We start from the raw sequence: 16,003 nt of genomic DNA on the forward strand, positions 1-16,003 counted from the left end.
CCGGAACCGCCGCAGGGCCGCGTGAGCGGCCCGAACAGCGGCGACCGCTTATGTTTTTATATAAAGAATAGAACTAGAGGGGGATTCAGTCTGTTTATCGGACTCACGTTTCATGAAGGTCTTTGCCAACTTCACAAGAGCCTGACCTAGCGGGCTGTCGCCGGCGTCAAGCTGCGTCCGCTCATCGAGGGGCAGGGCCTTCCTGTAAGCGTCGATTGCCTCGCTCCATGCCTGCTGATCCTGTCCATGATCCGCAGGCGGGGGAGGGGCCTTGCCGAACCGGCCAAGGAACTGCCGGGCCTTTTCCGGCAGGGACAGGCGATAGGCGTTGCTCGCCTGCTGCACCTGGGGGCCGCGCCCCTCGTTCCCTGTCGGCTCGTAGCGCCGCAGCCAGTCGATGAAACCATGCGCCCGCAGGTTCTTCAGCGCCCGCACGATCGTATCGCGTGAGCGGCCCAAGCGGTCCATGATCGTTGTAATTGCCGGCTCAAGCCGCCCGGTGCGGAAGTCGATCAAGTTGACGAACAGCCGCAGCACGTCCAGCGCCACCGATCCTAGCGGGCCGCTGCGCTCGCCCTTCTGGTGCAAGCCGGCCTCGTTGTAGATTTCGGCCGCCTTCAAAATCGCCTGCACGTCCTTGCGCGTCGTCGGCCGCCATATGCGGCCCTCCGATCGGCCCTTGAAATGGCTGTGCCGGCGAACCGGCGTCGGGCATCGTGCGGCCGGGGGAGGGAAGACCAAGCCAAGCGCAACCTGTCCCGATCCCCGCCACGCCGCCCGGCGCTCCTGGGCGAGCGCGGAAAGCGCGCCGGCGTCTTCCTCGGAGAGCTGGCCGGCGCTGTAGCGCGTCCAGACCTCCCGCATGATTTCATCAAGCGCGTTCGCACGCGCGCAGCCGATCGCGGCCGCGATTTGCGTCCTCAACATATGCCCTTCGTCCTTCCGTTCGGGAGGGCATGACGGCTTGGACAACGGACAAAATTTCACTGTTCCCGCAAAACGCATGTCTTGCGGGGTTAGTGGTAACGAGCTATGTTGGGGACAGGTTTGTGGTTGGCCCCAAAGCTAGCCGTTCCGAAATCCAAAAACCCCTTGCCGTGCCACCGGCGAGGGGTTTTTCGTTATGCCCTCGTTTCCTTCTCGATAAGTAGCCTCAACGCTTCTTCGATAAGCGGCGCGCGACCCGGCGCGCCTCGGCGTTCCTTGATCTGATCAAGTGCTTCGACAAGATCACCCGGAACGTAGGTATTCAGCGCCACACGACCGGCGGCCGCCTGCCGCGCCCTATGAGCGGCAACGTCCTTCCGAATCTTTTCTGTGTTTTGCTTCATACTTACAAGTAAGCGGTGATTTGTCTGATTCTGCAAGCCCTTGAATCCAAGCCGCTGAAATAGCGGGATTCAGTTCAGTGCTCTCGCTGGCGTTTCGCGCTCTATCTCGGCGCGAGTCGGATGCCGAGAGGAGAGGGCAGGGCAAACATGATTGCCTGCAAGCATGTAATCATTCCCCCCGCGATTTTACTTCGCTGGCACACCATCTAGCGCCCGGTAGAGGGTGGCGCGATGCACTTTCAGAAGCCGGGCGACTTCCGCCACCGGCTTCTTGTCGTCATGGATGAGCTGGCGGGCGTGCGCGATCTGCTCGGCCGACAGGGTAGGGGAGGGGCCGAACCGCACACCCCGCGCCTTCGCCGCGATCCGGCCGGCGCTCGTGCGCTCCACGATCAAGCTGCGCTCGAAATCCGCAATGCCGGCGAACACGGTCAACACCATGCGCCCGGCCGGCGTCGTCGTGTCGGCCCACGGCTCTGCCAGCGATCGCAGGCCAGCGCCGGCCTCCTTGATCCGCTCCGCGATCGCCAGAAGGTCGGCGGTCGATCGGGCGAGGCGGTCTAGCCTGGTGATCGTCACCACGTCGCCGGCGCGCAGATGGTCGAGCATCCGCGCCAGCTCGGGCCGGTCCCGCTTCGCTCCGGACGCCTTTTCCTCAAAGATACGGACGCAGCCAGCCGCGCCAAGGGCGGCGCGCTGCGCGTCGAGGTCCTGGCCGCGTGTCGAGACGCGGGCATAGCCGATGAACACCCGGCCGGCGTCGGAATCTGGTTGGCGGCTCACGGCTCCCCCTGTCGCAAATCATGTCGCAAGTGTTTTACCACTTGCGACAAAGACACGCGACACGAAAACGCCTGATTTTCCGGGGGCGGCCGATCTGTTGCAGGTTTTAGGACTCCTGCAACGCCACAAGGCCCAGTCGGCTCGAAGCTGCGATTTTAGCCAACTCAAAGAACGTTGTGGGAACATTGCCTGCGGGATTGACCTGTGCATTAACCGCAGTGTTGAATCTAAGCTAGATCGTCCCCGCGAGCAGGCCGTAGACTATCCCGGCCAAGGAGCAGGCGGCGAGAACCGACAACATACCGATTTTGTAACGAAAGACCGCGACGACCGCGCCGATGGTCAGGACCAGGGACGGTATGTTCACCGAGCTCCACACCGGCAGGTCGACCATCATGCCAAAGCCGCGGAACTCGTAGACCTGTGCAAACAGCACATGCAGGGCGAACCATACGGAGAGGTTGAGAATCACGCCGACAACGGCTGCGGTGATAGCTGAAAGTGCTGCCGACAGCGCCTTGTTGTTGCGCATATTCTCCATAAAGGGCGCACCGAGCAGAATCCACAAGAAGCAGGGGACAAACGTCACCCAGGTCGTCAATAATCCGCCCAGCGTGCCGGCGAGCAGAGGGTTCAAAGCTCCAGGTGAACGGTAGGCGCCGAGGAAGCCGACGAACTGCGTTACCATGATCAACGGGCCTGGGGTCGTCTCAGCCAAGCCAAGACCGTCCAGCATCTCGCCCGGCTTCAGCCAGCCATAGTGTTCGACCCCCTGCTGTGCGACATAGGAGAGGACCGCATAGGCGCCGCCGAAGGTGACCATGGCCAGTTTGGAAAAGAAGATGGAAATGTCGGTGAAGACGTTTCCCGGCCCGAGAAACACAAATAGGGCAAGGACCGGCCCGCCCCAGACCAAGCCCCCGACCGCCGCCACCTTAAGGGACCACGACAACGGCGGCCGGGCATGATCGGGAACGCCCTCGCCAAGAACGCTGTCCCTGTCGGCTACTTCCTCGCCCTTGAACTTGCCATGGCTGCCGCCGGCAAGAAACGCCTTCCATCCGGCCCGCCCGCCGATATATCCGATCAGGCCGGCGCCGAAAACCACAAGCGGGAACGGCGCCCGGAACACTGTCAGGGCGATGAAGGCGATTGCCGCAAGCCCGATCAGCACGTTGTTCTTGAGGGAGCGTCGGCCAATGCGGATGACGGCTTCGAGCACGATCGCCAGCACGGCGGCCTTCAGCCCGAAGAACAGGGCCTGAACGGCGCCGACATTGCCGAAAATCGCATAAATCCAGCTCAGCGCCATGATCGCCAGCGCGCCCGGCAGCACGAACAGGATGCCGGCAACAAGGCCGCCCTTCGTCTTGTGCAGAAGCCAGCCGATATAGATGGCGAGCTGCTGTGCCTCCGGTCCCGGCAGGAGCGTGCAATAGTTCAGCGCGTGCAGGAAGCGCGTGTCGCCGATCCAGCGTTTCTCCTCGACGATGATCCGGTGCATCACGGCAATCTGGCCGGCGGGACCGCCGAAGCTCAGGGCCGCGACCCGCGCCCAGACGCGGACGGCCTCGCCGAATGAAATACCGTGACCCGGCGTTTCCGGCTGACGGGCGGAAGATGTGTCGATCGTCTCAATCCGGCTCATGCTCATTTCCTATGGATCAGCCGCGCTTGGCGCGGAAATATTGGTAGAGATTGTCAAAGACGGCAGCGCCCTGGGCGACGCGCTGCTCGTCCTGCGGGTTTGCTGCGCAGATGCCGGCAACCAGGCTTGCGATGCCCGTCGTTTCCTCGCGGCCGAACTTGCCGTCCTTGAGGTCGATGTCGTGGACAATCTCGGCAATCGCCTGCAGCGCGGGCTCCGCAAGGCCGGCCCGCGTCGCCAGAACCTCGAAGCTGCAACGGTCGCCCTCATGGGTGATTTCACCTTCGAACATATCGAAACGCAGTTCCCCGGCGTTGGGCTCATATCCCTTGCCTGGCACGAAACGTATCGTCGCATCGGGATCAATGAAACGGCGGATAAGCCAGCTACAGGCGATGCGGTCGACATGCACGCCCTCGCGCGTCACCCAGACCCGCCCCTTGAGATCACCCGGCGCTTGCGCCGCCGCCGGCGATTGTTTCGTCATATCCGTATCCTCTGCGAGCCTGGCTTCGATGTCCGCGATCAGGCCCTCGGCCGCCAGACGACCGGTTGCTCCGAAGAAATCGATCGCCGCTATGTCTGAAAGCCGCCTGCGCAGGCGGCCGGTTTGATTGCGCGCGTCCGCCATTTCCTCGGATGTCACGCCCGATTCGATACGCTCGGCCAAGGTGCGCAGCTCCCTGGCGATCGCATCGTAGTCCTCGTCACGGGCAGCATCGAAGAGACCACGAACCTGGTAATCCGACAGACCGTCGATCAGGCGCGCCTCGCAGACCATGGCCTCGCCACCGCCTTCAATAATCTCCTTCAGCAGCCACTCGAAATCTTCCTGTGCCTCTGCATTCGCCGGCAGCGCATAGACCGTGCTCTTCACGGCCACGGCGCCGATACCCTGCAGGCGGCGCCAGATCTTCACGCGGAAGTAAGGCGGCTTGCTGGGCAACTGGTGAATGAGCAACAGCCAACGCTGCTCCGTCTGGGGCCTGTCGATTAACATAGGCATAGCGTATCAATCCGTTTTATAAAATGCAACACTTGTATCATATTCAGCTTTGACGTAACTTCCTTACATTGAGAGCAAGCGGAGTATGGTACATGCTGCAACACCGGATCATGCCTCTGCCGTTCCAGCCGCCCAGGCTGGAAGGCCTTTCCGAACGCCTGTTGGCGAGTCATTACGAGAATAATTACGGCGGTGCCGTCCGGCGACTGAACGCCATCGAGCGACGCTTCGAGGAGGTCGACTGGAGCACGGCTCCGGTCTTCGACATCAACGGCCTGAAACGTGAAGAGCTCATCGCCGCCAATTCGGCGATCTTGCACGAGATTTATTTCGACGGGCTTGGCGGCACGGGCGATGTTGGCGGCGGCCTGGCTGCGGCGCTAGAACAAGATTTCGGCAGCGTCACCGAATGGCGCGCCCGGTTTTCTGCTTGCGCCAAGGCGCAAGCCGGAGGCTCTGGCTGGACTCTGCTTACCTGGTCTGAGCGCCATCAGCGCCTGATGATCCAATGGGCGCAAGACCACACGAACTGTCTCGCCGGCAGCGTACCTATCCTGGCGCTCGACATGTATGAACATGCCTACCACATCGATTTCGGGTCAAAGGCCGGGGCCTATGTCGATGCCTTCATGAAGAATATCCATTGGGATCGCGTCGGCAGACGCTTTCAACACATTGCCGAGCGGCATCAGGATATGACACCGCCAAGCGAAACGGTTCGTGGGATCGCACCCGAGGACCTGCTCGCTCGCTTCCAGCAGCAGGAAGACATCCTGTTGCTCGATATCTGTTCGCCCGAAGACGCCCCGGCGCGGGGCGATATGCTGGCTGGGGCGCAGTTCCAGGTGCCGGGCGCGACCGCCGAATGGGCAAAGGACCTGCCGCGCGGGAAACCGGTCGTGGCCTATTGCCTCTATGGCCTGCAGGCAAGCGGCGATGTCGCAGCAGAACTCCACAGCATCGGCTTTGATGCGCAGATGCTGTCCGGCGGACTAGCCGCTTGGCGAGCGATCGGCGGGCCGACCGTTCCCTTCAACGTTTCTATCGAAAGGACGAAATCATGAAATGGGTAACCCGTGAACGCCCGGTCATTGACCGGATCGCCTGTCCCTGGCTGATCGCGCGGTTCATCGACCAGAAGCCTGAATTCCTGTTCGTGCCGCCGGATCAGGTCAGGACCGTGGCTGAGGAAACTGGGGCGATCCCCTATGACGTTCCTGGTGTGGAATATACACATTTCGGGGATGGCTGTAGTTTCGACGCCTTTGTCGAAAAGCATGATCTGGGCAAGGATCCTGCCATCGCCACCATTGCCGCCATCGTTCGCGGTGCCGATACCGGCCGCCCCGATCTCACCCCGCAATCGGCTGGATTGCTGGCGATTTCGATGGGGCTTCGCGACCTGTCGCCGGACGATCATGAAGTGCTGAAGCGCGGCTTCGTGATTTACGATTCCCTTTATGCCTGGGCGTCCCGCCGCAAAACTGAAACACATAACTGGCCGCCATCGATGAAGGCCGCCGCAAATTGACGGATGGCTATCGGGTCAAAAGGGACAGGGCCATGCTTCGACACCGATCACAGGTCCGTTTCGAACCGCGGGCGATGCTGCGGGTCACGGCGGCCCTGCTTGGCATCGCCGTCTTTACCCTCACCGACATGGTGCATGCCGAAGATGCGTTCCGGATGCTCAAGGGCCGCGAGATCGGTGCGAAACTGACGGGCATGGAACTGACCGATGACGTTCATTGGGCGCTTGTGTTCGGCCGGGGAGGCTCGCTTACGAGCTACTCGATGGGCAGGAAGACCACGGGGCGCTGGAAGGTGCAGCAGGATCAGCTTTGCCTCGACGAGGCTGACGAGGCACCGCGCTGCTATGCGGTCTGGCACTTGGGAAAAACCCTCCAGCTACGCCAGTCCGGCATTGACATCTACGATGAAGGCATCTTGCAGCTGCCTTCAAAGCGAAATTGATCATAGACAGTGGTCATAAGGGGCCTGGAGGTAGCACGTTCGGAATCGGGTAATTCAACGATGGAGCAGGATGATGTACATGAAACACGTGCTTGGGGCCGCCCTGATGCTGGCCTTTGCCTTGCCCGCCGACGCCCAATCTGATTGGACCGGCGTTGCAAAGGCGCTCAGGAAAACCGGCGCCCAGGTGTCCGACCAAATCTATCGGATTGGCCTTCCGCGTTCGGATTTGAAAGTGACGCTCGACGGGGTCACGCTTAAACCGGCCCTCGCTCTTGGATCCTGGCTCGCGTTTCGATCGATGGGCGATCATGACGCGATGGTCATGGGCGATTTGGTCCTGACGCAGCCGGAGGTGAACCCGGTGATGAAGAAACTCGCCGAAGGCGGGGTCGAGATCACGGCACTGCACAATCATCTGCTGCGTTCCGAGCCCACGACGATGTACATGCATGTTATGGGCCATGGCGATCCCGTGAAACTTGCCGACGCCTTGCATGCGGCGCTGCTGCTCAGCGGTACCCCCTTCGGCGACACACCCGCAGCCGCGGCGCCTCCAATTGATCTCGACACGGCGGCCATCGACCAGGCCCTCGGGTACAAGGGCAAGGTGAACGGCGGTGTGTATCAGATCGGCATCCCCCGCGCGGAAACGATCAAAGACGGCGGCATGGATGTGCCGGAAGCCATGGGCTCGTCGATCGCCATCAATTTCCAGCCAACAGGAGATGGAAAGGCCGCAACCACGGGCGACTTCGTCCTGATTGGATCAGAGGTCAATCCGGTGTTGCGGGCGCTACGGGAGAACGGCATTGAGGTAACAGCGATCCACAATCATATGCTGGACGACACGCCTCGACTGTTCTTCATGCATTTTTGGGCAAATGACGATGCGTCCAGGCTCGCCAAGGGCCTGCGTGCCGCGCTCGACCAGACGGCCATCAGGAACTGATGGGAAGCTCGATACGGAAACAGACAGCGCGCCGGACCCGGCCGAATGCGAGTGAAAACCGCTGTCTGTTTGTTGCGCGACGCGCAGTGTGGAGAAGCGACTATGCTCTATATCTGCTCGCCGCCCGAAGGACGGATGTCTTCCCATCAACGGGCTTCTTTCCGCAGTCGCGCGTTCTCAACCCCATACAATATGCATCGCAAATATCCCGAAACCCGCGACAACTCTATGCTACTGCGCCGGCACTGGCACGGTGATAGTGCATTTCTGTTCCTTGCGGGTCTCCCTGGCTTTCTCCAGGCACGCGGAAATCTCCCCGCCGCTGGTGTTATAGAAGCTGGCTCCCCATTCGAGCTTCTTGACGCCCTGGGGATCGACGGACCGGATCATGGCGAAGGCTGCATTGATACGGTCATAACCCATGACGAAGCTGGCAACATGGCTGTCGGCCGAAAACGGCAGGAAGCGCGGCAACAGCAAAAGCAGGAACATGCCGACGACGAGCCCGACCAGGCCAGCCATCCACATGCGGAAATCCTGGTCCTTTCGGTGAAACGCCTGCTTGTTGTGGGAGGCGAGAACGCCGCTGATGCGCTCGAGGTCGGATGCCTGGCGCTCGAGCTTCTGCACGGCGGCCTTCACCAAGCCCTCGCCGGCGCGCTCGAGCGCCGCCGCATAGTGCTGCGCACCCTGCCGGAGAACGGGCGACTGCTCGACGCCGTGCAGACGCTCCGCGACATTTTCGAGGGACTGGACGAGCTGGGCGAGCTGGGGCTTGTAGTCCTGCGCCGGCTCGATCTTTTCGAGCTGGTCGAAAGCTGCTTCCAGCCCGCGCCGCATGACGGTCATTTCCGCGCCGATCTGCGCGCCCTGCGTCTCGATCGTGCGGCGCAGCGCGTCGAACGCAGCAGCCGGGTCGCCGGCGTCCTCGTCGTTCGCCTCCGGCTCGAATCCTTCCCTGTCGTCGTCCAGTTCCGCCATGAACTCCCTTTCTACATTCCCATGCCGATGCCCCGGCTGAGGCGCTGGCTCCGTGTCATTTCGTCCTGAAGGGCGCGGGAAACGCTCTGCTCCTGGCGCAGTTCGTGCTTGATACCAAGCTCCCGGCTGCGGTTCCTCACAATGGATTCCGCCTGCGGATCGCGCTCAAGACTCTTGGCAAGGCCATTCATCTGGCTTTCGACCTTGCCGCGCGCCGCGTCGTTCTGCCAGCCGCGCAGCTCCCGGCGCTGGCCCTGCAATTCCTGCCAGCGGTTGACGAACCGCTCGGCCCTGACGTTCGGGTCTGCCAGCGCTGCCCGCTCCCGCTCCATGCCGGCGACGAGTTGGCCGACGCGATCGCGGCCGGAATGCTCCGTCATCGCCTTGGCTGTCTGCGGATCGTGCTGCAGGGCCGATCGCATCAGGTCATGCGAACCCGGCCGCGCCTGGTCGAGCTGCTGACCGGCCGCATTGATTTCCTGGCGCTGCATGTCGAGAACCGGCAGGCCGTCGCGGCGGTGCTGGTCGATCGACTGATAGGCTCGCGCATAACGGTCAACGGCGACCTCAAGCGGCGACTGCCGCCGCGCCCGCTCCGCAAGCCGGTCCTGCGTCGGCCCCTCTGGCGCCGACGAAGCCTGCAAGCTCCCCCCTCTTTCCGGCCGCTGCTCCATCCGCGAAGGCTCGCCGCGATCCTGGGAGGGCTGAGAACGCGCATCGAGCTTGAGGCCGGCGAACATACCGCCCCGCTGCTTCTCGGCCTGCGGCGCTTTCTGCTCGATCTGCCGGCCGTCCTCGCCGGCGCGATCCCGCTCGGGCCGCGCGGCCGCGCCCCGGTGCTGCTGCTGGCGATCGCCGGCGAGATCCACGCCGACTTTTTGCGAGGATCTCGGCGCGCGGTCCTCGATGCGCTTCCGCTCGCCGTGGACGTTCCACTCGGCAGGGTGCCGCTCGGCCGTCGACTCCCGTTCCGCACGTAGCCCGGCGCGCTCGGCCGGTATCTCGATCTCGCTGCGGATGCCGATCGCCTCCGCGACCCCGCGCCGCTCGGCAAAGTCCTTGGTATAGTCGAGTGTCGTATCCTTCACGCCAGACCGGGAGAGGCGGTTTTCTAGCTGCTCATAGGCCAGTTCGCCGGCGTCCTGAACCTTCCATGTGTTGCGGTGCGTCTGCGTGCCATCCGGCAAGGTGACGGGGGTGGAGCCTAGATGCTGAAGGCCGATCGTCTCCCCGATCTGCGGCGCGGCCTCCTTCATGGCGCGCTCAAGATCGACGCCCCATAGCGTGCGCTGCTCACCCTTGCTGTTTTCCAGCGTCACGAAATAGCTGTCGCGATTGCCGGCTTGGTGCTCATAGGGCGCAACGCCATGTTCCACCAGCTTGCCGGCATTGGTGAACTCGTCCCGGGCGGCGTAGAGCTGCACGCCGTCACGATGCCGGGTCATGGCGACATAGGTTAGATGCCGGTCCATCGTCCCCGACGCCATGACATAGGCACGATCGACCGTCGCGCCCTGGTTCTTGTGAATCGTCGTCGCATAGCCGTGGTCGATCGCCTGATAGTCGCCCATCGGCACGGAAACGCTCTCGCCGCCCCGGCCATCGAGCTGCGCGACGATCCGCCCCGCCTCGACATGCTCGACGGTGCCAAGCATTCCGTTTTTGACGCCAAGGTCGCGATTGTTCTCCAAGAACACGATGCGGTCGCCGGGGGCGAACTCCCGCTTGCCGTCATTGGTCTGGAAGGTCAGTGCGCCGGCGTCTTCCCCGCGTGCCAGCTCGCCCCGGTCCTGTAGCTCCGTCCGGATCGCGTCATTGATGGCGCGAACATCGGCCCGGCGATGCGCCATCGCTACGCGGGTGCCGTCCGGGCGCTCGTCGCGATCGGCAAGATAATCGCGCACGATCTGGCCGCGCGCGTCCTCCCCGGTTTCGGCAAAGCTGATAGCGCCATGGTCCCGATAGGCCGCCAGCCCCTCGGCCGTCCGGTGCGTGGCGAAGTCAACGGAAGCCTCCCGCTGCCAGTCCACGCGCTGCCGGCGGATTTCGGAAAGCTCGGCATGGCCGATTTCCTCGGTGATCGCCCGGAACGGTGCGCCGGCCCCGATCGCCTGCAACTGCTCATGGTCGCCGACAAGGACGATCTTCGCCCCGCGCGCCTCGGCCTCGCCAACGAAGCGGGCGAGCTGGCGGCTCCCGACCATGCCGGCCTCGTCGATGACGAACACGTCGCCGCGGCCGAGTGCATAGCGGTCCCCACTATGTGGGTTCTCCCAACCGCGGGACCAGGACGCCAGCGTGCGGCTCTGGATGCCGGAAGATTCCTCCAAGCCCTCGGCCGCCTTGCCCGACAGGGCCGCGCCGTGAACCTGATAGCCCTCGGCCTCCCACGCCTCGCGGGCGGCGGCAAGCATGGTGGATTTGCCAGCGCCGGCGAAACCGACGACGGCCGCGATCCGCTCCGGCCCGGTAATATGCTCGATCGCACCGCGCTGCTCGGCCGACAAGCCCGCCGCAGGATCGCCGGCGCTCTTCTGAATGGCGGCGTTCTGCGCCCCTATGGCGCGCTCGACATGCCGGCGATCGACGCCATGGGACTGCGCCTGGTGCATCCGCTGCGCGCTCTCGATCATGCCGGATTCGATCTCGACCATTTCGCGCGTCGAATAGCGCGCAAGCTCGACCTCGCCCGTTGCCGGGTCCGCCCGTTCGGCCTGCAACTCCACCAGCGCCGGCGACGCCATCACCGTCGCAAAGGCGTTCTGGAACGCCTGCGGATCATCGTTGATGTAGCGATGCAACGCCCGCGCAACGTCGCGCCGATCGAACACGCTCTTTTCGCCGGTGATGAGGGTTAGAACCTGCTCCGGCTTCTCGCGGATCAGCTCGGCGTTGCGCTTGGCCGCATCCTCGTCCAGCCGCGTGCGCGACACGTCCAGCCCGCGCCGTTCCATTTGCGTGGCATGGACACCCATATGCTCGGTCGGCTCGATCTCAAGGCCACGCTCCATATGCGAACGATGATCGATCCGAATATCAAACCCGGCGCGCGCAAGATGCTCGTTCGCAACGCCCTCCCACCGTTGGCGAAGGTCGCGAAGCTGCATGTCGGTTGCCGGAAGATCGTTCGCCAGCAGCCATTTGTTTTCGCGCTCAAGATAGGTCTTCTCGCCTAGACCGTCTTCCGTCACCTGCCGCGTCGTCATCATCACATGCGCATGATGATTGCGAACGTCGCTGGCGTCGTGCGGCGAATGGATCGCGAAATCGATCGCCGCGCCATAACGGTTCGCCAGCTCCTGCGCAAAGTCGCGCGCCGCTTCAAGCCGCTGTTCCGGCGAAAGCTCATGCGGCAAGGCAATCTCAAATTCCCGCGCAACGCGGGCATCCTTCCGCTTTTCGGAAAACTCGGCCGCATTCCACAGCGTCGAGCGATCCCGCGCCCAATCGGCCGAAACGCCATCTGGCAAGACGATCTCCGCATGTTCCACGCCGCGCTTGTGCGTGTAGTCATGCGTGATGCCGTCGCGCTCATTGGTCAGCTTCTCCCCGGCACGATAGGCCATCGAAGCGACGGCACTACGGCCCTTCGCTCTCGATACTGGCTTCATGCTGCAATGGTAGATCGCCAACCCGTCGCTCCGATCCTACTTTCATTCTTTCCGCCAGTCTCCAAGCTGGCGGCGCGCTGAGTTATGCAGTAACTCGTAAGTGCGCCCTTCTCAACTCAATCGCTTCGCTCTTTCGTCGCTCGATGTGGCGCTTGCGGCAAGCTCGATGCAATGAACTGAAGCCCGGATTTTGCGGCAGAACCGTCAGATTTGCAAGATCGCATGAGGTTCTATGGAGGAAACACTTGAGCCGGGCGTGTCTTCGTATAGTCTGGTGTGCCAGCGGAGGGAAAAGAAGATGGCAAATGACAATAGCCCGGCATTGGCGCTTCTGATCGACGGCGACAATGCTTCGTCCAAGATCGTCGCCGGCCTTCTCGCTGAAATCGCCAACTACGGAACCGCCAGCGTCAAGCGCATCTATGGCGATTGGACCAAGCCGAACCTCAACGGCTCGAAAGAGTGCCTGCTGGAACACTCTATCCAGCCGGTCCAGCAATTCGCCTACACAACCGGCAAGAACGCGACCGATGGCGCGATGATTATCGACGCAATGGACCTGCTCTATACCGGCCGCTTTTCCGGCTTCTGCATCGTCTCAAGCGACAGTGATTTCGCTCGCCTCGCCGCCCGCATCCGGGAGCAAGGCGTCACCGTCTATGGCTTCGGGGAGCGCAAGACGCCTCGCCCCTTCATCACCGCTTGCGACAAGTTCGTATATTTCGACGTGCTCAATGCGGCCGGGGAACAAAAGGAAGCGGAAGCCGCCGCGCCCAAAGCGATCGCTGCCAAACCTGCACCAGCGAAAGCGACGCTCGATCGTGCCGCCCTGGAAATGCTGACGAAGGCTGTCACGGCCTCGGCCGATGAAGACGGCCGCGCCAATCTCGCCCGCGTCGGCGCGCACCTTGCGAAACAATCGCCCGATTTCGATGCACGCAATTTCGGCTTCCCGCGTCTCTCCGAGTTGGTGGAGGCATCTGGGGTCGGTTCCGGCTGGGGGCGGAATGACACCCTAAGCGTTTGCCTCCGTGGGCCAAAGATATTCGCCGGTCAGCAGGATATGCGCCCAGCCCAGAGGAGAGATGTGGGCTAAAAGTTCGGGTGGCACATCGAGGCCTTCGTTTCGCCGTTCGGCGACGGCGTGGCCAAGGTGGACGGTATTCCAGTAGATGATGATCGCCGTCAGCAGATTCAGCCCGGCGATCCGGTAATGCTGCCCCTCAGTGGTTCGATCACGGATTTCACCTTGACGGCCGATGCGCAGGGCACTCTTGAGGGCATGGTGGGCTTCGCCCTTGTTGAGGCCAATCTGGGCGCGGCGCTGCATATCGGTATCGAGGATCCACTCGATGATAAAGAGAGTGCGCTCGACGCGGCCGACTTCCCGAAGCGCGGCCGCAAGATCGTTCTGTCGGGGATAGGATGCGAGTTTCCGGAGCAACTGGCTCGGTCTGATCTTTCCGGCGGCCATCGTGGCAGCACAGCGGAAGAGATCAGGCCAGTTTGACACAATCAGTTCTTCGCGGATTTTGCCGCCCACCAGCTTGCGTAAATCTTTGGGTGTCCCCGCGGGATCGAAGACATAAAGCCGTTTCGACGGTAAGTCGCGGATGCGCAAGACGAGCCGGTAGCCGAGCATGGCACTGGTCCCGAACAAATGATCGGCAAACCCCGCCGTATCGGCGTATTGCTCGCCGACCTGCCGGCCGACTTCATTCATCAGCAGGCCATCGAGGATGTACGTAGCTTCACTGACGGTTGCGGGAATAGTCTGTGAGGCGAACGGCGCGAACTGGTCATTGACGTGGGTATAAGCCTTGAGCCCAGGCTCACTGCCGTACTTGGCGTTGATCATGTTCATGGCCTCGCCCTGTCGTGCCGAAGGGAAAAACTGACCATCGCTTGATGCGGTTTTTCCCATGCCCCAGAACCGGGACATCGGCAGCTTGCCCTGCGCGGCCACGACCATCGCCAGCGCCTGGTTCATGCCCTCGCTTTCGACATGCCAGCGGGCAAGGCGCGAGAGCTGCCAGTAATCATGCGTGTTCGAGGCTTCCGCCATTTTTCGAAGGCCTAGGTTCAGCCCTTCGGCGAGCAGAACGTTCAGCAAGCCGACCCGATCGCTGCATGGCGCTCCGGTTCTGAGATGGGAAAAGGCGTCCGAGAATCCGACCGCCGCGTCAACTTCCAGCAAGATGTCAGTGATCCGCACAGGCGGCATTCGACGATAAAGATCGAGGACCAGTTCCTCTGCGCTTTCGGGAACGTCTGCGGTCAACCGGTCGATCCGCAACGTTCCATCTTCAATGCTACCATGGGGGATGGTCCCGTCGCGAGCGGCACGTGCCAGCCGCTTCAGACCATCCGCAAGGCGACCCTTGCGGTCAGCCAGCCAAGCTTGAGGATCGAGAGGAACAGCCATCCTGGCATTCGCCTGCGCCGAGGTCATCGGAACAAGCACCTGCTTGAGATCGCCGTAGCGGCGGGAATGATCCAGCCATATGTCTCCAGACCGGAAAGCATCGCGAAGATGAAACAGCACCGCGACCTCCCATAAACGACCATCGCCTCGGTCTTGCGCTCGGAGATGGCGATGCCATTTCGAATTCGGCCGCAGGAATGATATACCTGTTGATGTCGGCGCACGTGTTTCGCCGATGGCTTTCGCGGCTGCAATCAATGGCTCCGCCACCGACGCAGCCTTGAGCTTCAGGCATCGCAACATCCGCGGCGCATATCGGCGAAAACGATGATACCCTTGTCCGACGTGAGCCAACGGCTCGTCTGCCAATGTACTGGTGAGTTGCGTCCCTACGGCAACCAGCTGTTCAAGCTGATGCCATTCGGCCGACCGTGCCAACACATTGTCCAACGGAACACCATCGTCGCGAGCTTCCAGCAAAGAGGCTCCCAATGCCGTGAAAGCGCGAAGCGTATCGGTGACTGCGGCCTTGGAACCGGCAATCCGCTCGTCATGTAGCCGTTTCGCCTCTCGCCAAGTTTTCCCAACGATGCGGTCGTGGGTTTCGATGATGGCATCGGCGATCGCGGCTTCCCATTCGACGACGCAAACGGCGAGGATCGCCCACCGCCGATCCGAACTGATGTCGCGCAGGCCATCCGTGAAGTAACGCTCGCCCTGCCGACGCAGGCGCGCGATGCGGTGTGGCGGTACGCCTAGGAGGATCTGGGGATCGACTTCCAGACCGCGCAGGAACTCCAGCCGATCAAGCAAGCGGTTCGCTGATGCGGAATTGCTGCCGACTTCGAACTGGCGAAGCCAGATGAAACGGCTGATGTTTCCGTCAACCATTTCGGTCAGAAGCCCGTCCAGTTGCTCGCGCACACTAAAGTCGAGCCTTTCCGCTATCCGTGTCTCAATGCATCGCTCGGCGGCAACAAGGGCATCGGCGCACAGACGCTCGATCGTTGACGCCGCCGGCAGGATGGTCACCATTTTCCTGCATTGCGCGACGAAGCGCCGCGCCAGATCTTCGTTCGACCTGGCATCTTCAGCCTGATCGAAAAGCCAATCCCGCAGATCACGGGCCCCGCGCCCCGTGAATGTCTTGTAGCCGTAGATCTCGCGCAACGCCTCCATATGTTGCTGGCGGGTCTGACGCCGGGCGGCATAGGTGAGAAGCGCATCGGCCGGAACGCCGAGCTGAGCTCCGATGAAGGAAAGGACTTCATGCGGAATCATTTCGCCCGGAG

Annotated in this window: 13 protein-coding genes; 5 read left to right on the top strand and 8 right to left on the bottom strand. The window is 62.3% G+C overall.

Features of this window, described 5'->3' with window-relative positions; all coding sequences use genetic code 11:
- Positions 1 to 48: 48 nt before the first annotated feature.
- The 5 genes from JNC70_RS21785 to JNC70_RS21805 all read right to left on the bottom strand — a co-directional run bounded on the left by JNC70_RS21785 (position 49) and on the right by JNC70_RS21805 (position 4,723).
- Complete coding sequence (locus tag JNC70_RS21785; protein WP_374788970.1) at positions 49 to 927, bottom strand: helix-turn-helix domain-containing protein; 879 nt, start codon at positions 925 to 927, stop codon at positions 49 to 51.
- 194 nt (positions 928 to 1,121) lie between these two features.
- Positions 1,122 to 1,331, bottom strand: a complete 210-nt coding sequence (locus JNC70_RS21790; RefSeq protein WP_097143538.1) for a ribbon-helix-helix protein, CopG family — start codon at positions 1,329 to 1,331, stop codon at positions 1,122 to 1,124.
- Positions 1,332 to 1,517: 186 nt separating this feature from the next.
- A complete protein-coding gene (locus JNC70_RS21795; protein WP_445433028.1) occupies positions 1,518 to 2,114 on the bottom strand; it encodes a recombinase family protein in 597 nt (198 codons plus the stop codon).
- A gap of 232 nt (positions 2,115 to 2,346) precedes the next feature.
- On the bottom strand, positions 2,347 to 3,762 hold the full coding sequence (chrA, locus tag JNC70_RS21800; protein ID WP_374788971.1) for a chromate efflux transporter: 1,416 nt from the start codon (positions 3,760 to 3,762) through the stop codon (positions 2,347 to 2,349).
- Between the two features lie 16 nt (positions 3,763 to 3,778).
- Complete coding sequence (locus JNC70_RS21805) at positions 3,779 to 4,723, bottom strand: chromate resistance protein ChrB domain-containing protein (RefSeq protein WP_374788972.1); 945 nt, start codon at positions 4,721 to 4,723, stop codon at positions 3,779 to 3,781.
- Between the two features lie 137 nt (positions 4,724 to 4,860).
- Between JNC70_RS21805 and JNC70_RS21810 the strand changes: the two genes are divergently transcribed.
- From JNC70_RS21810 to JNC70_RS21825, 4 genes are all read left to right on the top strand, one after another.
- Positions 4,861 to 5,832, top strand: a complete 972-nt coding sequence (locus JNC70_RS21810) for a Fe-Mn family superoxide dismutase (protein WP_374788973.1) — start codon at positions 4,861 to 4,863, stop codon at positions 5,830 to 5,832.
- On the top strand, positions 5,829 to 6,299 hold the full coding sequence (locus JNC70_RS21815) for a chromate resistance protein ChrB domain-containing protein (protein ID WP_374788974.1): 471 nt from the start codon (positions 5,829 to 5,831) through the stop codon (positions 6,297 to 6,299). The genes JNC70_RS21810 and JNC70_RS21815 overlap by 4 nt, the downstream gene beginning before the upstream one ends.
- Positions 6,300 to 6,331: 32 nt before the next feature.
- Positions 6,332 to 6,742 carry a hypothetical protein gene (locus JNC70_RS21820; protein WP_374788975.1) on the top strand — a complete coding sequence of 137 codons (411 nt, stop codon included), beginning with the start codon at positions 6,332 to 6,334 and terminating at the stop codon, positions 6,740 to 6,742.
- Positions 6,743 to 6,821: 79 nt separating this feature from the next.
- The gene (locus JNC70_RS21825) at positions 6,822 to 7,694 is read left to right on the top strand and encodes a DUF1259 domain-containing protein (protein WP_374788976.1); all 873 of its coding nucleotides are present in this window, start codon (positions 6,822 to 6,824) and stop codon (positions 7,692 to 7,694) included.
- A gap of 231 nt (positions 7,695 to 7,925) precedes the next feature.
- Here JNC70_RS21825 and JNC70_RS21830 read toward each other — a convergent pair whose 3' ends face one another.
- Both JNC70_RS21830 and traA read right to left on the bottom strand, forming a co-directional pair.
- The gene (locus JNC70_RS21830; RefSeq protein WP_374788977.1) at positions 7,926 to 8,675 is read right to left on the bottom strand and encodes a DUF6118 family protein; all 750 of its coding nucleotides are present in this window, start codon (positions 8,673 to 8,675) and stop codon (positions 7,926 to 7,928) included.
- Positions 8,676 to 8,686: 11 nt separating this feature from the next.
- Entirely contained in the window at positions 8,687 to 12,307 is a 3,621-nt protein-coding gene (gene traA, locus JNC70_RS21835; RefSeq protein ID WP_374788978.1) for a Ti-type conjugative transfer relaxase TraA, read from the bottom strand.
- A gap of 277 nt (positions 12,308 to 12,584) precedes the next feature.
- Here traA and JNC70_RS21840 point away from each other — a divergent pair, with 277 nt between their 5' ends.
- The gene (locus JNC70_RS21840) at positions 12,585 to 13,382 is read left to right on the top strand and encodes an NYN domain-containing protein (protein WP_374788979.1); all 798 of its coding nucleotides are present in this window, start codon (positions 12,585 to 12,587) and stop codon (positions 13,380 to 13,382) included.
- On the opposite strand, the gene JNC70_RS21845 is transcribed toward JNC70_RS21840, so the two are convergent.
- On the bottom strand, positions 13,302 to 16,003 hold a 2,702-nt coding region (locus JNC70_RS21845), incomplete at its 5' end, for a Tn3 family transposase (protein ID WP_374788980.1). The two genes, JNC70_RS21840 and JNC70_RS21845, sit on opposite strands and share 81 nt — an antisense overlap.

Source organism: Brucella oryzae (assembly GCF_041929965.1).
Lineage (GTDB): Bacteria > Pseudomonadota > Alphaproteobacteria > Rhizobiales > Rhizobiaceae > Brucella > Brucella oryzae.

Excerpts from the sequence above, each read along its gene's own strand:
- JNC70_RS21785 (WP_374788970.1), bottom strand. The coding sequence starts at position 927 with ATGTTGAGGACGCAAATCGCGGCCGCGATCGGCTGCGCGCGTGCGAAC.
- JNC70_RS21790 (WP_097143538.1), bottom strand. The coding sequence starts at position 1,331 with ATGAAGCAAAACACAGAAAAGATTCGGAAGGACGTTGCCGCTCATAGG.
- chrA (WP_374788971.1), bottom strand. The coding sequence starts at position 3,762 with ATGAGCCGGATTGAGACGATCGACACATCTTCCGCCCGTCAGCCGGAA.
- JNC70_RS21810 (WP_374788973.1), top strand. The coding sequence starts at position 4,861 with ATGCTGCAACACCGGATCATGCCTCTGCCGTTCCAGCCGCCCAGGCTG.
- JNC70_RS21815 (WP_374788974.1), top strand. The coding sequence starts at position 5,829 with ATGAAATGGGTAACCCGTGAACGCCCGGTCATTGACCGGATCGCCTGT.
- JNC70_RS21820 (WP_374788975.1), top strand. The coding sequence starts at position 6,332 with ATGCTTCGACACCGATCACAGGTCCGTTTCGAACCGCGGGCGATGCTG.
- JNC70_RS21825 (WP_374788976.1), top strand. The coding sequence starts at position 6,822 with ATGAAACACGTGCTTGGGGCCGCCCTGATGCTGGCCTTTGCCTTGCCC.
- JNC70_RS21830 (WP_374788977.1), bottom strand. The coding sequence starts at position 8,675 with ATGGCGGAACTGGACGACGACAGGGAAGGATTCGAGCCGGAGGCGAAC.
- JNC70_RS21840 (WP_374788979.1), top strand. The coding sequence starts at position 12,585 with ATGGCAAATGACAATAGCCCGGCATTGGCGCTTCTGATCGACGGCGAC.